The 17,880-nt window shown below is 69.8% G+C and carries 15 protein-coding genes; 9 read left to right on the forward strand and 6 right to left on the reverse strand.

Going from position 1 to position 17,880, the window contains the following annotated elements:
• The first annotated feature begins 12 nt into the window (after positions 1-12).
• Genes HJD23_RS07995 through HJD23_RS08025 form a run of 7 tightly spaced genes read left to right on the forward strand, consistent with a single transcriptional unit; the run spans position 13 to position 7,827 of the window.
• The gene (locus HJD23_RS07995; RefSeq protein ID WP_171111150.1) at positions 13-978 is read left to right on the forward strand and encodes a sugar ABC transporter permease; all 966 of its coding nucleotides are present in this window, start codon (positions 13-15) and stop codon (positions 976-978) included.
• Between the two features lie 56 nt (positions 979-1,034).
• On the forward strand, positions 1,035-1,850 hold the full coding sequence (locus HJD23_RS08000) for a carbohydrate ABC transporter permease (RefSeq protein ID WP_171111148.1): 816 nt from the start codon (positions 1,035-1,037) through the stop codon (positions 1,848-1,850).
• 12 nt (positions 1,851-1,862) lie between these two features.
• The gene (locus HJD23_RS08005) at positions 1,863-4,715 is read left to right on the forward strand and encodes a glycoside hydrolase family 2 TIM barrel-domain containing protein (protein WP_171111146.1); all 2,853 of its coding nucleotides are present in this window, start codon (positions 1,863-1,865) and stop codon (positions 4,713-4,715) included.
• A complete protein-coding gene (locus HJD23_RS08010) occupies positions 4,712-5,710 on the forward strand; it encodes an ATP-binding cassette domain-containing protein (protein ID WP_171111143.1) in 999 nt (332 codons plus the stop codon). Before HJD23_RS08005 ends, HJD23_RS08010 begins: the two co-directional genes overlap by 4 nt.
• A complete protein-coding gene (locus HJD23_RS08015) occupies positions 5,710-6,513 on the forward strand; it encodes an ABC-2 family transporter protein (protein WP_171111141.1) in 804 nt (267 codons plus the stop codon). The genes HJD23_RS08010 and HJD23_RS08015 overlap by 1 nt, the downstream gene beginning before the upstream one ends.
• A gap of 1 nt (position 6,514) precedes the next feature.
• Positions 6,515-7,315, forward strand: a complete 801-nt coding sequence (locus HJD23_RS08020; RefSeq protein WP_171111139.1) for an ABC-2 family transporter protein — start codon at positions 6,515-6,517, stop codon at positions 7,313-7,315.
• 35 nt (positions 7,316-7,350) lie between these two features.
• The gene (locus HJD23_RS08025) at positions 7,351-7,827 is read left to right on the forward strand and encodes a diadenosine tetraphosphate hydrolase (RefSeq protein ID WP_171111853.1); all 477 of its coding nucleotides are present in this window, start codon (positions 7,351-7,353) and stop codon (positions 7,825-7,827) included.
• Positions 7,828-7,876: 49 nt separating this feature from the next.
• Here the strand turns inward: HJD23_RS08025 and HJD23_RS08030 are convergent, their stop codons facing one another.
• Complete coding sequence (locus HJD23_RS08030) at positions 7,877-8,389, reverse strand: hypothetical protein (RefSeq protein ID WP_171111137.1); 513 nt, start codon at positions 8,387-8,389, stop codon at positions 7,877-7,879.
• Positions 8,386-10,098 (reverse strand): PHP domain-containing protein, encoded by a 1,713-nt coding sequence (locus HJD23_RS08035; protein ID WP_171111135.1) that lies wholly within the window; start codon positions 10,096-10,098, stop codon positions 8,386-8,388. Before HJD23_RS08035 ends, HJD23_RS08030 begins: the two co-directional genes overlap by 4 nt.
• A gap of 242 nt (positions 10,099-10,340) precedes the next feature.
• Here HJD23_RS08035 and HJD23_RS08040 point away from each other — a divergent pair, with 242 nt between their 5' ends.
• Positions 10,341-11,660: a jacalin-like lectin gene (locus HJD23_RS08040; protein ID WP_171111133.1), complete on the forward strand. Its 1,320-nt coding sequence runs from the start codon at positions 10,341-10,343 to the stop codon at positions 11,658-11,660.
• 219 nt (positions 11,661-11,879) lie between these two features.
• A complete protein-coding gene (locus tag HJD23_RS08045; protein WP_171111131.1) occupies positions 11,880-12,473 on the forward strand; it encodes a TetR-like C-terminal domain-containing protein in 594 nt (197 codons plus the stop codon).
• Here the strand turns inward: HJD23_RS08045 and HJD23_RS08050 are convergent.
• From HJD23_RS08050 to HJD23_RS08065, 4 genes are all read right to left on the reverse strand, one after another.
• Entirely contained in the window at positions 12,461-13,876 is a 1,416-nt protein-coding gene (locus tag HJD23_RS08050) for a family 43 glycosylhydrolase (RefSeq protein WP_171111852.1), read from the reverse strand. The two genes, HJD23_RS08045 and HJD23_RS08050, sit on opposite strands and share 13 nt — an antisense overlap.
• Positions 13,877-13,928: 52 nt before the next feature.
• Positions 13,929-15,431, reverse strand: coding sequence for a family 43 glycosylhydrolase (locus HJD23_RS08055; RefSeq protein ID WP_171111129.1), 1,503 nt, complete (start codon positions 15,429-15,431; stop codon positions 13,929-13,931).
• A gap of 291 nt (positions 15,432-15,722) precedes the next feature.
• Positions 15,723-16,793, reverse strand: a complete 1,071-nt coding sequence (gene sbnB, locus HJD23_RS08060; RefSeq protein ID WP_171111127.1) for a 2,3-diaminopropionate biosynthesis protein SbnB — start codon at positions 16,791-16,793, stop codon at positions 15,723-15,725.
• A gap of 30 nt (positions 16,794-16,823) precedes the next feature.
• On the reverse strand, positions 16,824-17,870 hold the full coding sequence (locus HJD23_RS08065; RefSeq protein WP_171111125.1) for a TauD/TfdA family dioxygenase: 1,047 nt from the start codon (positions 17,868-17,870) through the stop codon (positions 16,824-16,826).
• Positions 17,871-17,880 lie beyond the last annotated feature (10 nt).

A 17,880-nucleotide genomic window follows, 5' to 3' on the forward strand; every position in this document is an offset into this window, starting at 1 on the left:
ACGGACCGCGACATGTCGACGACCACCACGCGCGACCTCGCGCGCCCCGCCCCGGCCAAGTCCTCCGGGACCAGGCCGCGGCGGGGGCTGCGGGGCAACAGCACCTTCAACTTCTGGCTCTTCACCGGGCCGTTCCTCATCGGCCTGCTGATCTTCGTCTACATCCCCATCGGCTGGAGCATCTGGCTCAGCTTCTTCGAGGCGCGCTTCACCGTCACGCCGAACGAGTTCATCGGGTTCGACAACTACCGGCAGATGCTGGGAAACGGCAACTTCACCGGTTCCCTCGTCACCTTCACCGTCTTCGCCGCGATCATCGTGCCCACCACCTGGGCGCTCTCGCTGGGCCTGGCCCTGATGGTGAACCGGTTGCGCTTCATGCGGGCGTTCTTCCGGTCGGTGTTCTTCCTGCCGACCGCGTGCAGCTATGTCGCCGCCTCCCTGATCTGGAAGATGTCCATCTTCAACGGGGTGCGCTTCGGCCTGGCGAACACCGTCCTCGGCTGGTTCGGCGTGGAGAACATCGCCTGGCTCGCCAACCCCGACCCGCCGTGGTACTGGCTGGTCATCGTCACGGCACGGTTGTGGCTGCAGTCCGGCTTCTACATGATCCTCTTCCTGGCCGCCCTGCAGAACATCCCGGACGAGCTGTACGAGGCCGCCGCCATCGACGGCGCCAAGCCGGGCTGGCAGACCTTCTGGTACATCACGCTCCCGCAGCTGCGGGCCACCTCGACGGCCGTGATCCTGCTCCTGCTCATCGCGGCGTATCAAGCCTTCGACGAGTTCTTCAACCTCCTGCAGAAGACCACCTGGGGACGGCCACCGCTGGTCGAGCTGTACTACACCGCCCTCGGCGACAACCAGGACTACGGCGCGGGCAGTGCCGGCGCGGTGATCCTGACCCTGCTGATCTGCGTCGTCACCCTGCTCCAGGGCAAGATCATGGGTTTCGGAAGGGGTGACGAGTCCAAGTGACCTCCAACACGGTCAAGGCGAGCAGCACCGCACGCGGCGCGCGCCGGGGTGGCGTTATGAGCTCCACCGGCCTGTACGTCGCCACCGGTGTCGCCGCCCTCCTCTTCCTGATCCCGTTCTACGTCCTGCTCCGCAACGCCCTGTCCACCGACCCGGAGATCACCGGCGAGGACTGGAAGCTGTTCCCCACGGACATCCAATGGGGCAACGTCACCGAGCCGTTCGAGGACCCGACCGTGGACTTCGGCCAGGCGCTGTGGAACTCGGCGGTCGTCGGAGTCCTGCACACCGTCGGCATCCTTCTGGTGTGCTCCCTGGCGGGCTACGGCCTGGCGCGCATCCCGTACAAGCATGCGAACAAGGTGTTCTACGCCGTCCTGTTCACCCTGATGGTCCCCACCGCCGTCACCTTCGTGCCGAGCTTCGTCCTCGTGTCGTCCCTCGGCTGGGTGGACAGCTACCGCGGTCTCATCATTCCGGGCCTGTTCAGTGGTTTCACCTGCTTCCTGTTCCGGCAGTACTTCCTCGGGTTCCCGAAGGAGCTGGAGGAGGCGGCACGCGTGGACGGGCTCGGCTACTGGGGTGCGTACTGGCGTGTCGTCGTGCCCAACTCGCTGAACTTCTTCGCGGCGATCGCGACGATCACGTTCATCAACGGCTGGAACGCGTTCCTGTGGCCGCTGGTGATCGGTCAGGACCCCAGCGCCTGGACCGTCCAGGTCGCGCTCTCCTCGTACATGACGAACCAGACCGTCAACTACCACCTGATCTTCATGGCCACCGCCATTTCCATCCTGCCCCTGGTGTTCGTGTTCCTCTTCCTCCAGCGCTGGCTGGTGCAGGGGATCGCGCAGACCGGCATCAAGGGCTGACCTAGGAGACAGATGTCCTTCCGCACGACAACGGCCATCCAGTACGTCGAGGACGTCGCACCCGGCACCGGCACCCTGCCGCCCCGCGCCTGGTACGCGTCCTCCGACGCCGCGTCCCTGTCCCTCAACGGCAGCTGGCGCTTCCGCCTGTCGCCGACCGCCGACGCCGAGGACGACTCCTTCGCCGAGCCCGGCTACGACGCCCGTGACTGGGCGGAGGTCGGCGTCCCCGGGCACTGGGTCCTGCAGGGCCACGGTTCGCCCATTTATACGAACCACCTGTACCCCTTCCCGGTGGATCCCCCGCACGTCCCCACCGAGAACCCCACCGGCGACCACCTGCGCGTCTTCGACCTGCCGGAGGACTGGCCCGCCGACGGGGGCGCGGTCCTGCGCTTCGACGGCGTCGAGTCGTGCGCGCGCGTGTGGCTGAACGGCACGGACATCGGCGAGTTCAAGGGCTCACGGCTGCCGCACGAGTTCGCGGTCGGGCAGCTGCTGAAGCCGTCCGGCAACGTCCTCGCGGTCCGCGTCCACCAGTGGTCGGCGGGCTCGTACCTGGAGGACCAGGACCAGTGGTGGCTGCCGGGCATCTTCCGTGACGTCACCCTGCTGCACCGCCCGGCCGACAGCGTGCGCGACTTCTTCGTCCACGCTTCGTACGACCACCTCACCGGCGAGGGCACCCTGCGCGTCGACTCCGACGTCGACGGGCGGGTGTCCGTGCCCGCCCTGGACATCGATGTCGCGACGGGCGAGCCGGTGACGGTCCCGGTCGCACCGTGGTCGGCGGAGACGCCGAAGCTGTACGACGGTGAGCTGGTCACGGCGGGCGAGCGCGTGCCCCTGCGCATCGGATTCCGTACCGTCGCACTCGAAGACGGCCTGATCAAGGTCAACGGCAGGGCGATCCTCTTCAAGGGCGTCAACCGGCACGAGTGGCACCCGGAGCAGGGCCGCGCCCTCGACCTGGAGACCATGCGCGAGGACGTGCTGCTGATGAAGCGGCACAACCTCAACGCCGTGCGCACCTCGCACTACCCGCCGCACCCGGCCTTCCTCGACCTGTGCGACGAGTACGGCCTGTGGGTCATCGACGAGTGCGACCTGGAGACCCACGGCTTCACCGAGCAGGCCTGGCGGGACAACCCCGTCGACGACGACCGCTGGACCCCGGCCCTGCTGGACCGCGCCGCCCGTATGGTCGAGCGGGACAAGAACCACCCGTCCGTCGTGTTCTGGTCCCTCGGCAACGAGGCCGGCACCGGGCGCGGGCTGACCGCCATGGCCGAGTGGATCCACGCACGGGACCCCGACCGGCTCGTGCACTACGAGGGCGACTGGAACTGCCGGGACACGGACGTGTACTCGCGGATGTACGCCTCCCACGCGGAGGTCGAGCAGATCGGCCGGAGGCTCGACGGCGGAACCCACAAGCGCCGCGAACTCCCCCTCATCCAGTGCGAGTACGGCCACGCCATGGGCAACGGCCCCGGCGGACTCGCCGACTACCAGCGGCTGTACGAGGCGTACGATCGCCTCCAGGGCGGCTTCATCTGGGAGTGGATCGACCACGGCATCAAGCACCCCGAGCTGGGCTACGCCTACGGCGGCGACTTCGGCGAGGAGCTGCACGACGGCAACTTCGTCTGCGACGGGCTGATCTTCCCGGACCGGACGCCCTCCCCCGGGCTCGTCGAGTACAAGAAGGTCATCGAGCCGGTCCGTATCGAGGGGGACGGCGCCGTACGGGTGACCAACAAGTACGACTTCGCCGATCTGTCGGCGCTCGCCTTCGAGTGGTCGTACCAGGTGGACGGCGAGACGGTCGAGGCGGGCGCCCTGTCGGTGCCGGCGCTCGCGCCGGGTGAGTCGGCCGACGTCAAGCTGCCGGAGCCCCCGGCGGACGCACAAGGCGCCGAAACCCAGTGGACGGTACGAGCGCTGCTGGCAGCGGACACCGCATGGGGGCCGAAGGACCACGAGGTCGCGTGGGGCCAGTTCCCCGTCTCCGCCCGGCCGTTGCCCACGGTGGCGGCGATCGATCGCCCGACCGCGGGCGAGAAGCTGATCTACCTCGGCCCGGCCTCCTTCGACGCGCGCACCGGTGCGCTGAAGACCATCGGCGGCGTCGAGGTGACCGCCCCGCGCCTGGACGTGTGGCGGGCGCCCACCGACAACGACGACGGCGCGGAGTGGCAGACCGACACCCGCTACGGGATGCTGTGGCGCAAGTACGGCCTGCACCGTATGCGGCACCGCCTGGACGCCGTGGAGTTGACCGACGACGCGCTGACGGTGCGGACCCGGGTGGCGCCCGCCGCCTGGGAGGTGGGCCTCGCCACGGTGTACCGCTGGACCTCCGACGGCACCCGGCTGCGGCTGACCGTGTCGGTGACGCCGGAGGGCGACTGGACGGTGCCGCTGCCCCGGCTCGGCATCCGGTTCGGGCTCGCGCAGGCGGACGCCGTGAAGTGGTTCGGCGGGGGCCCCGGTGAGGCCTACCCGGACACCAAGTCCGCCTCGATGCTGGGGCGTTGGCACTCCACCGTCGACGAGCTGCAGACGCCGTACGTCCGCCCGCAGGAGAACGGCGCCCGCGCCGACGTCCGCTGGGTGGAGCTCGGCGGCCTGCGCATCGAGGGCGACCCGGAGTTCTGGTTCACCGCCCGACGCTGGACGACCGAACAGCTGGACGCCGCCCGCCACCGCACCGACCTCACCCCGGGCGACACAGTGTGGGTCAATCTCGACCACGGCCAGCACGGCATCGGCTCGCAGTCGTGCGGCCCGGGCCCGCTGCCGCAGTACTTCCTGCGGGCGGAGCCCGCGGAGTTCTCCTTCGTCTTCTCGGAGATCAATTGAGTGGCAGTATCGAGGTCCGGGGCCTGACCCGGACCTTCCACACCACCGTGCGGCGTCCCGGCCTGGCCGGGGCGCTGCGCTCCCTCGTCAACCCGGAGCGGGTCGCCAAGCACGCCGTCGTCGACGTCTCCTTCGATGTCGCCCCCGGTGAACTCCTCGCACTGCTCGGCCCGAACGGCGCCGGGAAATCGACCACCATCAAGATGCTCACCGGCATCCTCACCCCGACGTCGGGCCACGCCCGGGTCGCGAGCGTGGTGCCGTACCAGGAGCGGGAGCGCAACGCCCGGAACATCGGCGCCGTGTTCGGGCAGCGCACCCAGCTGTGGTGGGACCTGCCCGTGCGCGAGTCGTTCGCGATCCTGCGGGACATCTACGAGGTGCCGACGTCCGAACACGCGGCGCGGCTGCGGGAGTTCGACGACCTGCTGGAGCTGTCGTCCTTCTGGGACACGCGCGTACGGCATCTTTCCCTCGGCCAGCGGGTGCGCTGCGATCTGGCGGCGGCCCTGCTGCACGATCCCCAGGTCGTCTTTCTCGACGAGCCGACGATCGGCATGGACGTGGTGGTCAAGGAACAGGTGCGGGAGTTCCTGCGTCACCAGGTGGAGGAGCGCGGCCGTACGGTCCTGCTGACCACGCACGACATGACCGAGGTCGAGCGGCTCGCCGAACGCGTCGTCCTCATCAACCACGGCCGGCTGATGCTCGACGGCACCCTCGACGAGATCCGCCGCACGTTCGGCTCCACCTGGCAGGTGCGGGCCACGCTCGCCGACCCGCACGCCGAGGTCGTACCGCCGCCGGGCGTCGCGTTACTGCGGCACGACGGCCCCCGGGTCGTCTTCGGGCCCGACGGGCCGGACGCGCCGACCGTGCACCAGGCACTGAAGGCGGTCATCGAGCGGTTCGAGGTGACCGACATCGGCATCGACGAGGCGGACCTCGAAGACGTGATGCGGGCCGCGTACGTCCAGGCGGCGGGGGACGCCTGATGTCGATGGTGCACGCCTGGCGCGCCGCCCGCGTCACCCCGCTCGGCGAGCTGCACGCCCCGCCCCGCATGACCGCCGTCCTGCTGCGGCTGACCGTGCAGGTCGTGCTGGTGTGGTCGTTGTGGCGCGGCCTGTACGCGCAGACCGGCACCACCGCCGGACTCGACCGCGACCAGGCGGTGACGTACGCCGTGCTCGCCGTGCTCGCCTCCCGCCTGAGCGAGTTGGACCAGCACACGGGCCGGGACACCGTGCTGCAGCACGTGCACTTCGGGACGATCGTCTACTGGTACCTGCGCCCGCTGCCGCCGCAGCGGTACTACGCCCTGCGCGCCCTCGGCGAACAGCTCTACGGGCTGGCGTGGGCGCTGGGCGGCTACGCGGTCTGCCTGGCCGTGGGAGCCGTGGAGCCCCCGAGGTCGGCGGCCGTGGCCGGGGTGTTCCTGCTGAGCATGCTGCTCGGCCAGTGGGTCCTGTACTACGTCATGCTCGTCCTGGACCAGCTGTGCTTCTTCACGCTCCGCAACAATGCCGCGATGCTGATCCTCCTGTTCGCGCAGAACCTGCTGGCCGGGGTGTACGCGCCGCTGTGGTTCTTTCCGGACTGGTTCATCACGATGAGCGCCTTCCTGCCCTTCCAGGCGACGCTGAGCGTGCCGCTGTCGCTGTACGTGGGCCGGATTCCGTTGTCGGACGCGGCGTTCCAGATCGCCGTGCAGGCCGCCTGGGTGGTGGGGCTGGCGCTGTTCACCCGGTGGGTGTGGCGGCGGGCCGCGCGGCGCGTGATCTCGCAGGGAGGCTGAGATGTCGCTGAAGGCTCTGCGCATCGTGTGGCGCGTCACCGCCCTCAACTTCCGTGCGCAGCTGGAGTACCGCACCGAGTTCCTGCTGATGGTCGCGATCGGCGCGGTCTGGCAGGTGTCGGTGATCGTGTTCGCGACGGTGCTGCTGACCCGGTTCACCGGGATGGGCGGCTGGGACAGCTCGGACGTGCTGCTGATCCCGGCGACGCGGATGCTGGCACACGGGCTGTTCGTCCTCTTCCTGGGGAGGATGCACTGGGCGGGCCGGCAGATCCAGGAGGGCAGGATCGACGTCTACCTGCTCCGCCCCATGCCGGTCCACCGCCAGGTCCAGCTCGCCTACTTCCCCACCAACGCCATCGGCGACCTGACGGTCGCGGCGGGCCTGATGGTGGGCGCGCTGTCGCGCAGCGACCTCGACTGGACGGCGGGCCGCATCACGTACCTGATCGCGGCCGTGCTCGGCGGCATGCTCCTGGAGGCGGCCCTGTTCACGGTCGTGGCCTCGGCGGCGCTCCGCTTCCCGGCGGCCGACTACTGGGGCCGCTGGCTGGAGGAGCTCCTCGGCACGTTCGGCAGCTACCCGCTCAACGTCCTGCCGAGAGCGGTGGGCGGCCTCCTGACGTACGGCCTCCCCCTCGCCTTCGTCGCGTACTTCCCGACCGCGGTCCTGACCGGCCACGACACCAGTGTCCCCTACTGGCTGGCGGCGGCGTCACCCCTGCTGGGGCTACTGGCGTACCTGGGGGCGCGCCTGTTGTGGCGGTGGGCGTTGCGGCACTACAGCGGGATAAACGGCTGACGCCGCCTACACTCCCGACCATGACTGACCCGGCCATGACCGAGCCCGACTGGCGCAGCGACCGGATCGGCAGCGCCCTGAGAGGCGAGAACCCGGCGGTGTTGCGGCGACTCGACGCCGGCTTCGCGGTGATCGGGGACGTGCAGTTCCTGCCGGGTTACTCGGTGCTGCTGGTGGACGATCCGGCGGTGCAGCGGCTGTCGGAGCTGCCGAAGGCGAAGCGGCTGGCGTTCCTGGCGGACATGGACCGGCTGGGCGAAGCCGTGGAACGTGCCTGCAAGCGGCTCGATCCGGCGTTCCGGCGAGTCAACCTGGAGATCCTCGGCAACACCGACGCGTTTCTGCACGCCCACGTGTGGCCCCGCTTCGAGTGGGAACCGGACGAGCGCGTGCACCTACCGGTGTGGCTGTATCCGCGGGAGAACTGGAGCGACGAGCGGTACGCGCTCGGCCCGCGGCACGAGGCCCTGCGCCAAGCGATCAGCGAGGAGCTGGACGCTCTCGGGCACTGATCAGAGCGCACGTGCCGGGTCTGTCACGAGCAACGGCGGCAGCCGTGTTTCAGTGGTCGGCGCAGCAGGGGGTCGGGTCGGGAACCTCGAACGGGACGAGCACGCCGCCCGCCGCGGGCATCAGGGCCAGGACCAGTTCGCCGTTCTGCCACTGCGGGCGTACGTGGTCCCGGGTGACGACAGCGGCGTGCGCGGCTGGTTGCTCCGACGCGCCCAGGACGGTCACGCGGTCGATCGCGGAGCGGGACAGCAGCTCCGCGATCGACAGTGTGCCGGTGAGATCGGCCGCGCCCGGGTAGAGCACGGCGCGGCCGACCTCGTCGGGGGCGCCGTCCGTCACCTCGTAGCCCTTCGCCGTCAGCCACTCCCGGGCCGCCGGCGCAGCCGCCTGCGACTCCATCGCGAAGGACAGCACGACCCGGGGCCGCTCGCCCCGGACGAGGTGCGTGCAGCCGAACGTGCCCTCGGGGAGGGCGAGTTCGGCCGCCAGCGTCAGGAGCAGGTGGTCGGCCGGGAGCAGTTCCTCCAGGCCCGCGTCGACGGTGAGGACGTACGGCGTCACGAGGGCAGGACCCACACCGGGTTGGAGTAGAACCACAGGTCCTGCCACGGGTCGGCGTCGCCGACGACGTCGAGCGCCGGGCCCGCCGGGTCGACGGCCGCGCCCATCGGGCCGACGCCGGTGCGCTTGCCGTCGGTGCCGCGCAGGCGGAGGTAGACCGGGCGGTCGACCCGGCCGAGGTCGTACGACAGCCGGGCCGTGCCCGTCGACTTGTTGACCTCGTACGACTTGACGACCTTGGCCGTCGGCGCGGTGAACGTGTCCTTGTCCTTCACCTCGCCCGTGACATCGCCCTGGATGACGTCCACGCGGGCCAGTGTCGGGACGAAACCGGCCCAGTTGGGGCCGCCCGCCAGGGCCACGTCGACCGTCAGCGTCACCCTCGTGCCCTTGCGCACGTGCAGCGCGCCGCCCAGCGTGGCCCACCGGCTGCCGCCGGACACGCGCACGTCGAGGCCGCTGATGAGCTGGCCGTGGTCGACCCAGATACGGCCGGCGCGGATGCCGTCCATCACGGCGGCGTAGTTGAAGCCGTCGGCGCCGACGTGGGTGCGGCTGTAGTAGCCGGGCCAGTAGTCGCCCTGGGTGAGGTCGATCTTGCCGCCGTAGACCGGGTCCTCGTACTTGCCGTTGGCGTTGAAGTCGCTGCCCGGGCCGCGTACGGCGGTGTCGGCGTAGTTCTGGTGGGAGTCGGAGTTGGCGGTGATCCACCAGGGCTTGCCCTCGGCGAGGAGGCTGTCCCACAGGCCGCCGACGGTGGAGGTCATCCAGTCGAAGCCGCCCCAGGTGCGGTAGCTCTCCAGCGGGTAGCCGGGGAAGGAGTTGGCGCCCGGGCTGCCGTCGTACAGGCCGCGGGCCCGGCCCATACCGAGGCCCGCGGGGATACCGGCGGCCTGGTGACCGGGGGCGCCTTCCATGCCGACGGCGATCTGGCGGCTCCCGGTGGCGTCGCGCCAGGCCCGGATCTCGTGCGGCGAGTCGATGCCCTTGCGTGCCGGGTGGTTGGCGAGCATCAGCGCGTCCTTGACCTTGCGCCGCCTCACCTGGTCCGAGAGGAAGTTCAGGCCCGCGATGGCGAGCGCCTCGTTGGCGGGGGTGGAGGCGGAGGCGCCCTTGACCGAGCCGTCGTAGTCGTTCTCGAACTGCTTGAGGACGGAGACCTCGTTCTTGCCGGGGTGCACGAAGACCGTGCCGTGCTCGGCGGCCGGGATGTTCCACTCCAGGCCCTGGAAGACGAGGGTGTCCTCGTACGCCTCACGGGCCTCGCGGATGTCCGGGTTGACCTTCTCCACACCGATCTTGGCGTGCGTGGCGTTGCCGTGGTCGGTGATGACCAGCCAGTCCATGCCGTAGCGGGCGCCGTGGCGGACCTGGTCGACGACGCGGTACTTGCCGTCGTTGCTGTACTGGGTGTGGATGTGGTGGTCGCCGGCCAGCCACAGGAAGCCCTTGCCGCGGCGGCCCGTCGAGGGGGCGGAGGCGGCGGCCGGGGACGCCGCGAGCACGCTCGACGCGGCCAGGCCCGCGCCCAGCAGACCGGCGCGGCGCAGCAGCGAGCGGCGCGACTGCTGCTCGGGACTCAGGGCCTCGTCGGGCACGGAGGTGTCGAAGGCGGCGGGCAGGGCCGCGTGCTCGTGGTCATGGTCATGGTCGTGGTCGTGACCGTGGTGATGGTGATGGTGATGCCCGTGTCCGTGGCTGTGGCCCATGGTGCCCCTCCTGATTGCCGCCGCCTTCTGCGGCCGCCTTCTTCGGCACTGCTGTGCCGCGTGAGGAGAATCGAGGCAGAAGATGAATAGTCAACGACTCGTGGGTAAGCACCGGGCGTCCCGGACACGGCCGCTCGCCCCGGCACCGTCAGTTTCCCCAACTCCCTTGCGCGTAAGCGAAGTTGCCGTGACGCTGAGCAGCGCTGATCTTCCTCCTCGTATCCCTGACGGAGACACCCCCCATGAGAAGACTCATCGGCGCCCTCACCGTCGGCGCGCTGGCCGTGGCCGGACTCGTCACCGCCGCTTCGCCGCCCGCGGCGGCGGCCACGACCGGCACCTTCAACGTCCTCACCTACAACATCGCGGGCCTGCCGCTCGGCCTCGGCGACAGCGACCCCGAGACCAACACCCCGCTGATCGGTCAGCGGCTCGGCGCGTACGACATCGTGAACGTCCAGGAGGACTTCAACTACCACGCCGCCCTCTACGCCAACGACAACCACCCGCACCGCACCCCGACCAGCGGCGGCGCCCTGTTCGGCGACGGCCTCAACACCCTCTCCGACCACCCCTTCGAGGACTTCCAACGGGTGAAGTGGAACCACTGCACGGGCACGAACTGCCTGACTCCCAAGGGGTTCTCGCTCGCTCGTGTCCGCCTCGCCGAGGGGGTCTTCGTCGACCTCTACAACGTCCACACCAACGCCGACTCGACGGACGACGCCCTGGCCGCCCGGCGCGCCAACGTCGAGCAGCTGTCGGACTTCATCCAGGCCAACTCCGCGGGCAACGCGGTGATCGTCATGGGCGACACCAACACCCGTTACACGCGGACGGGCGACAACATCCGCACGCTCATCGCCGAGAACGGCCTCAAGGACCCGTGGGTCGACCTGGTCAAGGGCGGTACACCCCCGGCGCAGGGCAGCGAGGCGCAGGTCTGCGACGCGGCTGCCCCGACCAATGACTGCGAGGTCGTCGACAAGGTCCTCTACCGCGGCAGCGACCTCGTCAGCCTCAACGCCACCCGCTACAACAACGACTGGGCGACGTTCCTCCGCTCCGACGGGGAGCACCTGTCCGACCACTTCCCGCACACGGTCGACTTCTCCTACACCGTCAACCCCTCCCTCAAGGCCAGCGACTTCTTCGGCGGCCCGCACGGCACGGCGTTCAACGACGCCGACGACCTGCCGGCCACCCCGTCCCCCCGCACCCTGACCCTGCGCGGCGGCTCCCGCCTGGACGCGGTGTCGCTGACGCACGACGGCGGGACGGTCCTGTCGCACGGCGGTACGGGCGGCACGGCGACGACGCTGACGCTGGGGTCGGGTGAGCACCTCACGTCCGTGAAGCTGACGCAGGGCCAGAAGGACGGCCGCACCCGGATCTTCTCGGCCGCGTTCAGCACGGACAAGGGACGTACGCTCACGGCCGGTACGGCGACGACCGCGACCAGGACCTTCACGGCCCCGTCCGGCTGGCAGATCGTCGGCTTCACGGGCCGCTCGGGCGACGAGATCGACAAGCTGGGCGTGCTGTACGCGCCGATTCGCTGACCCGAGCTGCTGTCGGCCGATCTCCCGGGGCAGCCGGAGCTCCGCCCGGACGAGCTTGCAGATCCCGTCGGGCGGGGCTCAGCACCCCAGCGTTCCGCCGGCGCAGCGCCTCCGGAGCGATCGGTGTGCCGCACACGCGCTATGCGAAACTGCGCTCACAGGCTCTGACCCCAGAGGACTCCCGGAGCCTGCTGGAGCGGATGCGGAGAGGCGATTTCCATGCCCAGAGCCGGCCTCACGGCCGACCGGGTCGTCGCGGCGGCCGCCGGTCTCGCCGACGACATCGGTTTCGAGAACGTCACCGTCTCGGCACTGGCCCGGCACTTCGGGGTCAGGGATGCGAGCCTGTACTCACACGTCCGCGGCCTCCAGGACCTGCGCACCCGGGTCGCACTCCTCGCCGGCGGCGAGATGATAGACCGGATCGCCGCGGCCGTCGCGGGGCGGGCGGGCAAGGACGCGCTGGCCGCCTTCGCCGCCGCGTACCGGGACTACGCCCTTGAGCACCCCGGCCGGTACGCGGCCACGCAGATCCGCATCGGCCAGGACCTCGTCGCCGACTCCCCCGCCCTGCGCCGCACCGCCGAGATCACCTACGGCATGCTCCGCTCCTACGACCTCGAAGAACCCGACCTCACTGACGCCGTCCGCCTCCTGCGCGCCACGTTCCACGGCTACTGCGCTCTGGAGGCGGCCGGCGCCTTCGGTGCCCCACGCGACGTGCAGGCGTCGTGGGACAGGGCCATCGACGCGCTGCACGTGGCGTTGGAGCACTGGCCGCACCCGGTGGGTGCGGATCGTCACTGGGCGTAGAACGTGGCGTCCGCCCGGTCGGTGGTGGTGCTCGGGGTCTGGACGTACAGCAGGTACTCGTAGTGGCGGAGGTAGCGGCCCGGGTAGTTGTACGACTCGTACGAGACGCCCGCCGAGTCGGCCAGGCCGGCGCGCCGGAAGAACGTGGCGTCGGAGGCGAACTGGGCCGTGCCGTCGTTCTTCTCCAGCCACACCTCGAAGTTCTTGTGCCGCAGGTAGTGGCCGGGGAAGTTGGTGGACTCGAGGGAGACCGTGCCGCTGCCGGTCAGGCCGGGGACGACCCGGAACTGCGAGTCGGCGAGCGGACTGACGTTCGCCTCGATCCGGGCGCGGTAGTCCCAGTGGCGGATGAACCGGTCCGCGAAGTTGTACGACGAGAAGCGCTGCGGCGTGACCCCGTCGGGCACCGGGATGCCGAAGTCGGGCGTGCCGTCGGCCTTCCAGTACAGCTTCTGGACGCGGGTGCGGCGGTTGGGGTCGTTGAGCGGGTCGCCGGTGATGTCCTTGTAGTTGCGGTCGTGGTAGACGAGGATGTCGCTCTTGCCGTCCTCGGAGACGGTGAAGGAGTTGTGGCCCGGACCGTACTGGCCGGTCGCGGCGTTGCTGGTGAACACGGGCGTGGAACTCTTGCTCCAGTTCGCCGCGTTGAGCAGGTCGGCGCTCGCGGAGGCGGACAGCAGACCCAGGCAGTAGTTGCTGTCGGTGGCGCTGGCGGAGTACGACATGAAGACCTTGCCGCCGCGCTGGATCACCGCCGGGCCCTCGTTGACCTTGTAGCCGACGGTCTCCCAGGAGTAGGTGGGCCGCGACAGCATCACCGGAGTGCCCGTGATGGTCCACGGGTTGGCCATCTTCGCGAGGTAGATGTCCGTGTTGTTGTTCACGGACGGATCACGCTGCGCCCAGGCCAGGTACCGGACCCCGTTCACGACGAAGGTCGTCGCGTCCAGCGAGAAGCTCTCCCACTGGGTCTTGATCTGACCCTTCTCCGTCCAGGTGGCGGTCAGCGGGTTGGCGCCGGTGCCCTCCAGGACGTACATCCGGATCGCCCACACGTCGTTGGTGGCGCCGGCGGCGAAGTAGACGTACCACTTGCCGTCGATGTAGTGGATCTCCGGCGCCCAGATGTGCGCGCCCATGATCCCGCTGGAGTGCTTGGTCCAGATGGTGACCTCCCGGGCCGTCGACAGGCCCTGGATGGTGGTCGCCCGGCGCAGCACGATGCGGTCGTACTCGGGGACGGTCGCGGTGAAGTAGTAGTAGCCGTCGGTGTGTTTGAAGATGTGCGGGTCGGCCCGCTTCTCCGCGATCGGATTGGTGTAGGTCACGGCGGGGGAGTCGGGGACAGCCGCCTGCGCGGGGGAGCCCGGCGCGACGAGGCAGGCCGCGAGGGCGACCAGCATCGCCAGGAGCAGGCGAACGGCGTTACGTCTCAAGGGAGTTCTCCAGATCCGGTCAGGTCGTCGGTACGAGGCGCCACTGCTGGCAGTTGTTGTTCAGCCACGTCCACTGCCGTACGTCGGTGCCGTTCGCGGTGCCGCAGTCGGTCACGTCGGCGACCTTGCCGCTGGACTCGTTGACGATCCGGACGTGGTCGCCGCTCGCGGTGAAGACCAGCCGGTAGCGCTGGCACTTGTTGTTGAGCCAGGACCACTGGCGGATGTCGGCGCCGTCGGCCGCGGAGCACTCGGCGGTGTCCATCACCTTGCCGGTGGCGACGTTGACCAGCCGGTTGGTGTCGTCGCCGAGGTCCTCGATCCTCCACTTCTGGTTGGCGCCGCCGTTGCAGGTCCACTGGAAGATGTCGGTGCCGTCGGCCGTGTTGCCGCCGTTCACGTCGAGGCACTTGCCGCTGTTGCGGTTGACGAGGGTGTACGACGTCGGCGTGGCCGCCGTCTCACCGGACGGGCCGGGGAAGGTGGTGCCGAGGGCGACGGGGGTGCCGAAGTTCGGGGTGCCGTCGGCGTTCCAGGTGAACTCCTGGGCGCGGGTGGTCCGTCCGTTGCCGCAGCCGCCGTTCGACGTGGAGTTGGCGTGGTAGACGATCCAGTTCTCGGTGCCGTCGGGCGAGGTGAAGAAGCCGTTGTGGCCGGGGCCGTAGACGCCGTTCGCGTCACTGCGCTGGAAGACCGGGGTCTGCTTCTTGGTCCAGGAGGCCGGGTTCAGCGGATCGTCGCCGGTCAGCTCCAGTTGGCCCAGCTTGTAGTCCGCGGTTCCGCAGAAGCTGGCGGAGTAGGTCAGGAACGTCCGGCCGTCGTGGTACAGCGGTTCGGGCGCCTCGTTGACGGCGCCTCCGGAGGTCTCCCAGCTGAGGGTGGGACTGGAGATGATGGTGAAGGCGGAGCTGCTGAGCGTGTACGGATTGCTCATCGGCGCGATGACGAGGCTCTGCGTACTGCCGCCGATGAAGCCGCTGCCCACCAGGTAGAGCCGGTTGTCGTGCTCCAGCACGCCGGCGTCGATCAGCCAGCCGTTCGGCGAGAGGTTGGAGCCGGCGAGCATGCCCTTGTAGGTGTACGGGCCCATAGGGTCGGATCCCGCGCTCTCCAGGACGTGCGTACGCTGCGAGTCGCAGCAGGCCACGCCGCTCTGACCGGCCGAGTAGTACAGGTACCAGTGGCCGTCGAAGAAGTGGATCTCCGGCGCCCAGATGTTGGTGTTGCGGGTGGGGGTGGTGTCCGACCAGACCTGCACGTTGGGCGCGGTGGCGAGGCCCGCCAGGGTCGGTGACTTGCGCATCCCGAGGATGCCGGTGAACGTCGTGGTGATCAGGTAGTAGTTGCCGTCGTGGTACGTCAGCCAGGGGTCGGCGCCCTTGAACGACTTCAGCGGGTTGGTGTAGGGGCGGCCGTCGGCCGCGGACGCCGGCTGCGTCGCCGCCATCAGGGCGAGGAGCACGGCGAGCACGCAGACGATCCAGGGTCTGCGGCGCGCGGCGCGATGGGGGATTCGAGGCATACCAGACCGTCCCTGTCCGTAATCTCGAACGTGGTTCGTGAATTCGGTCAGAAGATAGGAGGGGGGCATGCCCGCGTCAATGGTTTCGGCAGATGGCCGATCTTTGCCTGCCTCCTGGTGAGCGCGAGCCGCAGTGGGCCGATGCGTGGTCCCAGGCGTTCGGCAGCAGCAGCGGCTCGTCCGCGTGGTGGAGGGCGGCGAAGGGCGTCATGGGAACACGCTAGGCCCCCGTTGCTTCGGCGCCGGCCGAACTGACGGGCATGCGGCACCCGTACCGCAGGCCCGGGCAGCTCAGCCGTAGCGGCGCAGTTCGTGGAAGAAGTCGGCGATGACCTGCAGTTGTCCGGTGCGGGCGACCTCGTCGTAGACGTGTTTGCCGACGGCGAGGTCGAGCACGCCGAGGCCGAAGGGGGAGAACACCACCGGCCGGTCTTCCGGCAGTGCCGCGCGGCCGGTCATGACGTCGTGCAGGGTGCCGGTGAGGAAGTCCCGGTTGCCGGTGAGCTGTTCGGCCAGGTGCGGTGAGGTATCGGCTTTCAGACAGTGCTCGACGTCGTCGACGACATTGGCCGAGGCGAGCAGGATCTCGGGGGCGAGGTCACGCAGCGACACGTGCAGCACCAGCGGGTTGTGGGCGAACCACGCCGGGTCGGTGACGTGCGGCCGGCCTGCGACGGTGGCGAAGACGACGAGGTCGCTGGAGCGGATCAGTTCCTCGGGGGTCTCGTGCACGGTGATCCTGCCGGTGGTGGCACCGGCGGCCTGGGCGTCTTGCAGGTAACTGTGGAAGCCGGCCGCGTGTTCGGCGGACACGTCGTGCACGCCGATGTCGTCGAAGGACCAGCCGGTCGCGGTCAGGAAGGTGTGGATGTAGCGGGCGATCAGGCCCGTTCCGAAGAAGCCGACACGGGTCGGGCGGGTGCGGCGGCCCCGGCTGAGCCGGGTGGCCGCCGATGCGGCCATCGCGGCCGTACGCGTGGCGCTGATGATGGAGCTTTCCAGGCAGGCGAACGGATAGCCGGTGTCGTGGTCGTTGAGGATCAGCACGGCCGAGGCCCGGGGAATGCCCGCCTGCACGTTCTCGGGGAAGCTGGAGATCCATTTGAGGCCGTCCACCCGTACCTGCCCGCCGATGGAGGCGGGCAGCGCGATGATGCGGGCGCTCGGGCGGTCGGGAAAACGCAGGAAGTAGGAAGGCGGGTTGACCGACTCCCCCTCTGCGTGCAGCCGGTAGGTGGTCTCGACCAGCTCCACGATTTTCCTCTCCTGGCCCTGGAGGCTGCGTTGGACCTGGGCGCCGGGGATCACCGCGAACGGCGGCACGGTGACCGGAGGGGGCGTGGTGGAACGGGGCGTGGTCATGGGGTGCTCCTTGCGAGAGTCGGGTCCGGGTTACGGGGTGGTGGCCGGCAGGCCGGGGGCGGGGTGCTGTGGTTCGGCCAGGGATACGAGGACCTCGCGCGGTGGCTCGAAGGGCTCCCGGCTGTGGGCGGTGCGGACGTTGTCGACGAGCATCAGATCGCCGGCCTGCCACGGCTCGCGGACGGTGTGGTCGGCGTAGGCGGTGTTGATCAGCTCGACGACGTCCTCGCCGATCGCGTCGCCGCCGCCGAAACGCGTGTTGAACGGCAGGGCGTCGGGGCCGTAGACCTCGATGAGGTACTCCCTTACCTCCGGCGCCAGCGTCCACTCGTTGAGGAACGCGATCTGGTTGAACCAGCAGCGTCGGCCCGTGACCGGATGGCGCACCACGGCGTGGCGGCGCTGCCGGGTCCGCAGGCCACCGTCGGGCTGCCAGGCGAACTCGATCGCGTTGGCACGGCAGTAGTCCTCGACGGCGCCGCGGTCGTCGGTGCAGAACGCCTCGGCCCAGGAGGCACCGATGTCGTCGTTGTAGGTGCGGGTGAGCAGCCAGCCCTCCTGTTCGAACCGCTGGACGAGTTCCGGCGGCAGCGCCTCGAGGACGCCGGCGGCATCCGCGAGGGCCGTCGCTCCGCCCGTGGCGGGCGCGGTCAGGCAGGCCAGCAGCAGAAGGCCGGGAGGCCGGTGGCTGTAGCTGAGTTCGTGGTGCATGCACATGGGCTGGTTGGCCGGCCATGCCGTGGAGGAGTACACGCCGGGCGCATAGGTGTCGCGGGGTGCGAAGGCCTCCTTGTCGGTCATCAGCTCGGGGGCCAGTCGGTGGAAGACCGTGCCGACCTGGCCGGTGTCGCCCAGGCCCAGGCCGCGGACGAGCAGGGCGCCGTGTTCGGTGACGAGACCGCGCAGGGTGGGGCGGTGCTCGGACGCCCAGGCCGCCGCGTCGCCGGCCGCGTGGGCGGGGGCGTGCAGTATCGGGGGTTTGGCCGGGTGCAGGTCGAGCCGGCCCACCTCGGGCACTGAGGCGAACGCGGGCGCGGGGCCGGCGCTGATGGGTGTGGGGGTGGTGGGGAATGACATGGTCTTCGTC

The sequence above is a fragment of the Streptomyces sp. Z423-1 genome, from assembly GCF_013009255.1.
In the GTDB taxonomy this organism is placed as follows: domain Bacteria; phylum Actinomycetota; class Actinomycetes; order Streptomycetales; family Streptomycetaceae; genus Streptomyces; species Streptomyces gossypiisoli.